Below are 6,115 nucleotides of genomic sequence, written 5' to 3'. Positions count from 1 at the left end.
GATGGACGCTGAGTGCAGGCATAGGGTGAGCAAGGCGTGCAAAGCCGACTAAGCTAGCATGTTCGGCGCGGCTCGTGCCAACCGAAGAGAAGGGGAGAAGGCCGAATGCTTCGTTACCGCGATTGCCAGCAAGACATCGATGCGTTGCTGCATCGGTTCAAGCCGCTACGTCCGGCCCAGGTCGCGTCTGGTGACGCAATTCCCGGCTCTTACTGGGGCGCGCCTGAGGCCGGACTGATCGGCTCGGTGATCTATCTGCGCGACGATACGCCCGTCCACTCGGCGCTGCACGAGGCCGCGCACTTCGTGTGCATGGATTCCACACGCCGCGCGGCCTTGCACACCGATGCCGGTGGCGACTGTTCCGAGGAGGACGCGGTCTGTTACCTGCAGGTGCTGATGGCCGAGGAGCTCGCGGCCGTGGGAGCGCAGCGCCTATTTGCCGACATGGATGCCTGGGGCTATAGCTTTCGGCTTGGCAGCACGGCGGCCTGGTTCGAGCAGGATGCCGCCGAGGCTCGCGATTGGCTCCTGGCACATCAGCTCATCGATCATGAGGGGCATCCGACCTGGCGACTGCGCGCCTAGGTCTTGATGTGTCTGCGCCTAGGTCCAGGCGCCAACCGGCTGCTCGCGGAACCTGTCCGGCGGCTTGCGGACCTTATGCTGAGAGTCCCGTTCGGCCCTTCTGGGCTGCCTATAATGTAGGGGGCAGGGTTCCAAACAATTTTCGCTCAGGTTCAGAGGGCTGGTCCGATGAAACGATCTTTTGCAGGTGGGTTGATGATGCGCTTCATCGTTGTAGCGCTCGGCACTGGCATATTGATGATGGCGATCGACGCCTTCGCTGGACCAACCTGGGGCTCGGCTGGCGTGCCGCTTATGCCCCCGTCTGCTCCGCCCTATGGGAGTCCATTGCCCGATTCAGGTGCAGCGCAGCGTTGGAGCACGGATCAAGTGCGGATGGTGCAGGAGCGGACCGATGACGCCTACCTGTTGATCATCGACTTGAATGGGCTCGCCCCGGAGAATGTCCAGGTACGGCCGTTCGGACGGAGCCTGCTGGTGCGAACGCGGCGTGATGCGCGGACGCATCGCTCCGAGACCTTTGGCGATGGTCGCGGCTATCGCGAGCGCGTTCAGATCTCGGTCGGGAGCAGCACGCGCCGGCTGCCGGTGCCGCCCGATGGCGACCTCGCGGGGATGGCGCGCAAGGACAATGCTGAGCAGGTGCGGGTCCTGATTCCGCGCCGACAGGCTGGCGCTTGGCGTTAGGGCGCGTCGATCACGCATGCGGGTTAAGCTGAGCACCCTGGGCTGTCGGCTCAACGAGGCCGAGCTGACCGGTTGGTCGCGCGAGCTCGAGGCGCGCGGCTGCCGCATCAGTGGCGAGGGCGATGCGGCCGATCTGGTGGTGGTCAATACCTGTGCCGTGACGGTCGAGGCCGTACGCAAGTCGCGCAAGCTGCTGCGTCGCCTGCAGCGCGAGCATCCGCGCGCGCGGATGGTGGTCAGCGGTTGCGCGGTATCGCTTGATCAAACCCAGCTCGGCGAGCTCGGGATCGATTTGGTGGTGCCTAACCGCGATAAGGATCGACTGGTCACCATCGCCGAGCAGACATTGGCGCTGCCGCTGATGCCAGAATCGGCGACCGAGCCCGGCGCATCCGCGCTGTTCGCGCGCGGACGGCAGCGGGCCTTCGTCAAGATCCAGGATGGCTGTCGCTATCAGTGCAGCTTTTGCATCACGACCCGCGCCCGCGGCGAAGAACGCAGCCGTCCCATCGCTGAGGTCTGTCGCGAGGTCAACCAGCTCGTCGCCGATGGCATTCAAGAGGTGGTCCTGACCGGGGTGCATGCCGCCGGCTACGGTAGCGATTGCAGCTCGAGCCTCAGTGAGCTTCTAACAGCTGTCCTCAAGGACACCGATGTGTCCCGAATACGGTTGGGCTCAGTCGAGCCTTGGGACCTGTCCGAGCGATTCTGGCGGCTGTTCGAGGATGCGCGCATGATGCCGCACCTGCATCTGCCGCTGCAGAGCGGTGCCGACAGCGTGCTCAAGCGCATGGCCCGGCGTTGCAAGACCGACGAGTTCGCCCGCTTGGCCGAGCTGGCGCGCAGCGTGCAGCCCGACTTCACGATCACCACCGACATCATCGTCGGCTTTCCGGGCGAGACCGACGCGGAATGGGCGCAAACGCTGGCCTTCGTCGAGGAGATCGGCTTCGCCGGCTTGCACATCTTCGGCTACTCGCCGCGCGAGGGCACCAGCGCTGCTGAGATGCCCGACCAGGTCCCTGCGAGCGTCAAGCGCGCCCGCAGCCGCGAGCTGCATGCGCTCGGTCTGCGCCTGAAGCGCATCTGGCTTGAGCGGCACCTCGGGTCGGTGCAGCAGGTCCTGATCGAAGGTGTCGAGAGCAAACAGCCGGCTTCAGCCTCGCAGCAGATCGGCTACACACCCGGGTATCTCCTGGTGCGCGTCTGCACCGACGGGATCGACATGACCAATCGGATCATCCCAGTCCGCATTGATCAGGTGATTGCCCCGAGCCTAGACCGGAGCCCGGGCCCCGCTGAGCGGCACTCTGCGCACGACCTGGATTCGATGCTCCAAGGAGTGCTTGTGCCTTAGCCATCGCACCGGATATCCAAACACCTAATCCACGCCAGTTGTAAGCTAGCGCCATCTCTGCGTCTGGTAACCACGGCTAAGAAGCTGTCTGGACATGCTGCGTTGGCCGCCCTAGAAGCCTCTCAATCACGGAAATTTGCCGCTGCGATTGGGATTTCAGACAGCTTCTGATGGCTAAACCACCTGAATGAGGCCAGATCGATGAGGTCAGCCTGAATCCGGCGTGTCTGCAGGCCGATGCGCTTGTGACTCTCCTCTGGTGACCCTCAGAAGGTGGGTCACCAGACCAGTGACTGTCAGAGCGCCCTATCCGGCGCTCCCTGACAGCCTCGGACCGAGACCTTGTCGCACAGCAGCATCAGTCTGACTTGAAGCCTGCCTCGCGGTGGCTGGCATCGCAGAAGGGCTTGTTCTTCGAGGCGCCGCAGCGGCAGAGTGCGGTCTTGGTGCCTTGCCAGGCAATCCGCCCGCTGGCCGCTTTGAGCGTCAGATTGCCTTCGACCTTGAGCGGGCCGTCTGGCATGGGCTTGATCTTCAGCGGCCCGCCGGTGGCCTCGAGCCCGGGCCCGGTCTTGCCGATGGCGCCATAGTCTTCGAAGCCGGCTTCGATGTGGCTGTTGTCGCAGAACGGCTTGTTCTTCGAGGCTCCACAGCGGCAGAGCGCGGCGCGGAAGCGCAGGCCCGGCATGTCCTCCGGTGCGCCCTCGATCTCAAGCTCGCCGGTCAGATAGAGCGGACCGTTGTAGACGACCTGGCCCGTGTTCTCGGCGGCGGGCTGCTCGCCGCTGCCGTCTTTGTCGACGTAGCTCAAGGCACCGCTCGGGCAGCGCTCGCAGACCTCGCGCACCTCGGCCGTGGAGACCTCGTCGGGGACACACCAGGGGTCGCGTCCGCCCTCGAACAGGCTGTTATCGGCGTGGGTACATTCGCCGATATGAATGCACAGGCGCTGATCCCAGTGGACATCGATCTCCTGGCCTGGATAGTCGTAGATGCTCTTATCGCTCATGTTGATCTCCTGGCTGGTGCGGCCGATTACATCGCCCTCTGGTGAGGACGGTTGGCGCTATGGCTGAGTGATTGACTGTTGATAAGGGATGGGGTCGGTCGACCCGTTAATCGATGTCGATCCAGATTGGGCAGTGATCCGAGGGCCGCTCCAAGCCGCGGATGTCGTAGTCGATGCCGGCGTCACGCAGCCGCTCGCGCACCGGCGCTGAGACCAGGATCAGATCGATGCGCAGTCCCCGCTTGGGCTCGCGCTCGAAGCCGCGCGAGCGGTAATCGAACCAGCTGAAGCCGTCGTCGCGATCCGGATGCATGCAGCGGTAGGCATCGCTCAGGCCCCAATCCATCAATGTCTGCAGCCATTCACGCTCCTCGGGCAGGAAGCTGCACTTGCCGGTGCGTAGCCAGCGCTTGGCGTTGTCGGCACCGATGCCGATGTCTGCATCCTGCGGCGCGACGTTCATGTCGCCCATGACCACCAGCGGTTGGCTGGGGCTGAAGTGCTCGCGGAGATAGCGCGCCAGATCGGCATAGAATTTCTGCTTGCCGGGGAACTTGATCGGATGCTCACGGCTCTCGCCTTGCGGGAAATAGCCATTGATGATGGCCAGCTCGGTACCGTCGTCGAGGGCGTAGAAGCCGGTAATGGCACGCCGCTGGGCATCGAGGCCATCGTCCGGGAAACCCTTGATGACCCGCAACGGCTCGCGCTTGCTGAGCAGGGCGACACCATAGTGGCCCTTTTGGCCATGGTAGGCGGCTTGCCAACCGAGGGCGCCGATGGCTTCAGCCGGAAACGCTTCGTCGGCGACCTTGGACTCTTGGATGCCGATCACATCCGGATCATGCCGCGCCTTCAGGGCTTCGAGCTGGTGCGGACGGCTGCGGATGCCATTGACGTTAAACGAGATGAGTCGAGACATGCGAATTCCTGAAACGGGTTGAGGCAGCTGGACTCTTTGTCCAGTGCTGCGCGCTCCCCGAGGGTGGGCGGTCGAGTGCGGTGCTTGGGGCTAGGCTGCAGAGGGTGATTCAGGCGGGTGATGGCCGGTGATCTCATAGGTCTCGCGGATGCCCACCTCGCGCCCGTGCTCGTAGGCCTTGCCCCAGGGCAGGTGACTCTGGTCTCGGGCGGCGTCGTAGCAATCGGGCGCTATGGCGGCATCGGCCGCCGCCCCATAGCCAAGTGCATGCAGCGCGGCCGTCATGCCGTTGGCATAGCCGCGGTTGTACCAGAGCTGCGGGTCGTCCTGACGCTCGAGATAGTCCTCGGAGCCCTCGGTCAGCTCGCGGGCAAGCTCGAGCAGACGGTTGATCAGCGGGTCATCAAGCATCTCAGTCATCGTACAGCTCGGCGGACCAGCCCAGCTCACGGGCGCGCTCAATGGCCGCGTCATAGATGCGGCGATGGCGCTCGCGCAGCTCCTCTGGCAGGCGCGAAGCCAGGTGGCCGTAAGGATGCCAGGCATCGCTCACCTGCGCATAGAGGGCCTCGATGCGCGATACCGACCAGCCTTCGCAGGTCTCGCCTTCCGGGATCAGGCCAAAGACCTGGGCATCGCGGATGATGGTGCCGGTTGGCGTCATGCCACCGTAGCTATCGGCGTCAAGGCCAACATACGTCTTGTCTCGATTCAACATAAAATACCCAATCAGGCAACGCCCAGGGGCGGCTAGCCGCCGCCGAACCGCCAAGGAGACCCTTGTGCCCCGTCAAGATACCATTGTCGACCTGATCCGCCATGGCGAGCCACGTGGTGGCCGCATGATTCGCGGGCAAGGTGTCGATCATCCACTCAGCGCGCTCGGCTGGCAGCAGATGCGCGAGGCCATCGGCAACGCGCGGCCCTGGCATCAGATCCTCAGCTCGCCGATGACGCGTGCGCGTGAATTCGCAAGCGAGGTTGCCGCGCGACTCGGGCTCCCACTCGCGGTTGACCCGGAGCTGCGCGAGATTGCGATGGGGGCCTGGGAGGGCCGGCGACCCAGCGAGCTGGCAGAGCAAGAACCAGCGGCCTTCGCGGCATTTCGTCAGGACCCGGTCGCCAACCGGCCACCCGACGGCGAGCGTCTCGAGGCCTTGCAAGAGCGCATCGGCCGTGCCTACGATCGACAGATCGCCGCCTATCCCGGGCGACACCTGCTCATCGTCTGCCACGCTGGCGTGAGCCGCGCCATCGTCGGCCACGTGCTCGATGCCGACCCCGAGCATTGGTACCGCATCCGCATCGACTACGCCGGCCTAACGCGGATTCGCCACGACCGATTCGGCATCAGCCTGGAGTTTGTCAATGCCGAGCGGCTGCGTACTTGGCGGTCACCCTGAGCCTGACCTCCAGACACGACAACGACAGATTGGTCTACCTGGCTGAGAGTGATATAGTAAGCGGTCGCTCTACCCTGACGGCGACACAGAGCGTCCCCCAGGAGAGGTGCCGGAGTGGCCGAACGGGCCTGACTCGAAATCAGGTGTAC

The 6,115-nt window shown here is 64.2% G+C and carries 8 protein-coding genes; 4 read left to right on the top strand and 4 right to left on the bottom strand.

Annotated features, from left to right (window positions below):
• Positions 1-105 precede the first annotated feature (105 nt).
• The 3 genes from ACY693_RS13635 to mtaB all read left to right on the top strand — a co-directional run bounded on the left by ACY693_RS13635 (position 106) and on the right by mtaB (position 2,632).
• Positions 106-588 (top strand): hypothetical protein, encoded by a 483-nt coding sequence (locus ACY693_RS13635; protein WP_462322374.1) that lies wholly within the window; start codon positions 106-108, stop codon positions 586-588.
• Between the two features lie 168 nt (positions 589-756).
• Complete coding sequence (locus ACY693_RS13630) at positions 757-1,275, top strand: Hsp20/alpha crystallin family protein (protein WP_462322373.1); 519 nt, start codon at positions 757-759, stop codon at positions 1,273-1,275.
• Positions 1,276-1,291: 16 nt separating this feature from the next.
• Entirely contained in the window at positions 1,292-2,632 is a 1,341-nt protein-coding gene (gene mtaB, locus ACY693_RS13625; RefSeq protein ID WP_462322372.1) for a tRNA (N(6)-L-threonylcarbamoyladenosine(37)-C(2))-methylthiotransferase MtaB, read from the top strand.
• 358 nt (positions 2,633-2,990) lie between these two features.
• On the opposite strand, the gene ACY693_RS13620 is transcribed toward mtaB, so the two are convergent.
• The 4 genes from ACY693_RS13620 to ACY693_RS13605 form a co-directional block, all read right to left on the bottom strand.
• Positions 2,991-3,641, bottom strand: coding sequence for a CDGSH iron-sulfur domain-containing protein (locus tag ACY693_RS13620; protein ID WP_462322371.1), 651 nt, complete (start codon positions 3,639-3,641; stop codon positions 2,991-2,993).
• Between the two features lie 106 nt (positions 3,642-3,747).
• Entirely contained in the window at positions 3,748-4,563 is an 816-nt protein-coding gene (gene xthA / locus ACY693_RS13615) for an exodeoxyribonuclease III (RefSeq protein WP_462322370.1), read from the bottom strand.
• Between the two features lie 90 nt (positions 4,564-4,653).
• Positions 4,654-4,983 (bottom strand): hypothetical protein, encoded by a 330-nt coding sequence (locus tag ACY693_RS13610; RefSeq protein ID WP_462322369.1) that lies wholly within the window; start codon positions 4,981-4,983, stop codon positions 4,654-4,656.
• Entirely contained in the window at positions 4,976-5,281 is a 306-nt protein-coding gene (locus ACY693_RS13605) for a hypothetical protein (RefSeq protein WP_462322368.1), read from the bottom strand. Before ACY693_RS13605 ends, ACY693_RS13610 begins: the two co-directional genes overlap by 8 nt.
• Positions 5,282-5,345: 64 nt before the next feature.
• On the opposite strand from ACY693_RS13605, the gene ACY693_RS13600 reads away from it, so the two are divergent.
• A complete protein-coding gene (locus ACY693_RS13600) occupies positions 5,346-5,966 on the top strand; it encodes a histidine phosphatase family protein (protein ID WP_462322367.1) in 621 nt (206 codons plus the stop codon).
• Positions 5,967-6,115 lie beyond the last annotated feature (149 nt).

This window comes from Halochromatium sp. (assembly GCF_054919635.1).
Note: the sequence above shows the minus strand (reverse complement) of the source record. Positions and strands in the feature narration are given on the sequence as shown.